Here is a 1,030-nt window from a genome sequence, read left to right as displayed (position 1 = left end):
AGCCCCGCTATTCTCCTCAGAATCAGAAATTTTTAGCCTCAATTTCTCGCAATCCCGGCTACGGGCGCTATTCTCGGACAGTCTCCTGGTTCTGGCAGACATTCCCACGGACCGTGGGAACGAGGCCCTTGTATATGCATATCAGAGATTGACTGCAACAGAGTTTTTTCTGCTTGCATTAAAACCCCAATAAGATCCTGACTGTCAGCCGCAGCACTTTTTGTATTTTTTCCCGCTACCACACAGACAAGGATCATTTCGACCCGGTAGTTTTTCCAGTACTGTGGTTTTGGGTGTATCCTTCAATAGTTGCAAGGCAGAAGTATCCTCTACGGCTTCTTCATCCACCTGAATCTGACAAAACCAGCCATTATCCAAGAACTCTTGTTCCAGCTCAGCCCGGCGTTCTTCGGTCTGAACACAAAGAACAGCCGGGTTCTTTTCCGTTCCGAGACGCGCTTGTTTTTTACCGTCGAAAACCCGATAGGCCTGCTTATCGTCAATTTGAAGATTGGTTTGGGTATAAAATTTGCCCATTTGATCACCTGCCACGCCAGAAGGCTGTCCCGGAATAGGTTGACCGATTGCGATACATTGATCAAAAAATTCCTGACTCTTCGTCAAATAGCCCCTCTATTCTCCTCAGAATCAGAATTTTTATCCTCAATTTTCCACAGTACTCGCTATTCTCGGTCAGCCTCCCGGAAAAGTTGAACTCTCGGAACGAGAGTAAAAAAGAAATGCAAAACTGGATGAGTATACTGTAAGTGCCTGTTATTAGCCACCAGCCAAGCTTATAAATGCCATCTTCATCAATGCTAATCAGGCGATTTTTATAAACCGCCAATCGCCATTTTCTGACACTCCCCGCCCCATAACGGGCGAGGGTTTTTGGATCGCTCCAAGAACCTTCCTGCTTCAACACGCCTTCCCTGGACAATACCAGCTATGTAGTTCTCATCCAAAAACTCCAAAAGGCTGCCCGAGAATAGACTGCCCTACGCGGCAACTGCTCCTGCGTTGCTCTGGC

General features: G+C 47.1%; 2 protein-coding genes. Both read right to left on the bottom strand.

Annotation, left to right across the window (positions count from 1 at the left end):
• Positions 1–204: 204 nt before the first annotated feature.
• The gene (locus KDK14_RS01385; protein WP_257263224.1) at positions 205–537 is read right to left on the bottom strand and encodes a PBPRA1643 family SWIM/SEC-C metal-binding motif protein; all 333 of its coding nucleotides are present in this window, start codon (positions 535–537) and stop codon (positions 205–207) included.
• 61 nt (positions 538–598) lie between these two features.
• Positions 599–922, bottom strand: coding sequence for a hypothetical protein (locus KDK14_RS01380; protein WP_257263223.1), 324 nt, complete (start codon positions 920–922; stop codon positions 599–601).
• Positions 923–1,030: the final 108 nt, after the last annotated feature.

The sequence above is a fragment of the Endozoicomonas sp. ONNA2 genome, from assembly GCF_024606365.1.
Taxonomy (GTDB): domain Bacteria; phylum Pseudomonadota; class Gammaproteobacteria; order Pseudomonadales; family Endozoicomonadaceae; genus Endozoicomonas.
The sequence above is the reverse complement of the archived record's forward strand: the minus strand, read 5'-3'. Positions and strand labels throughout refer to the sequence as shown.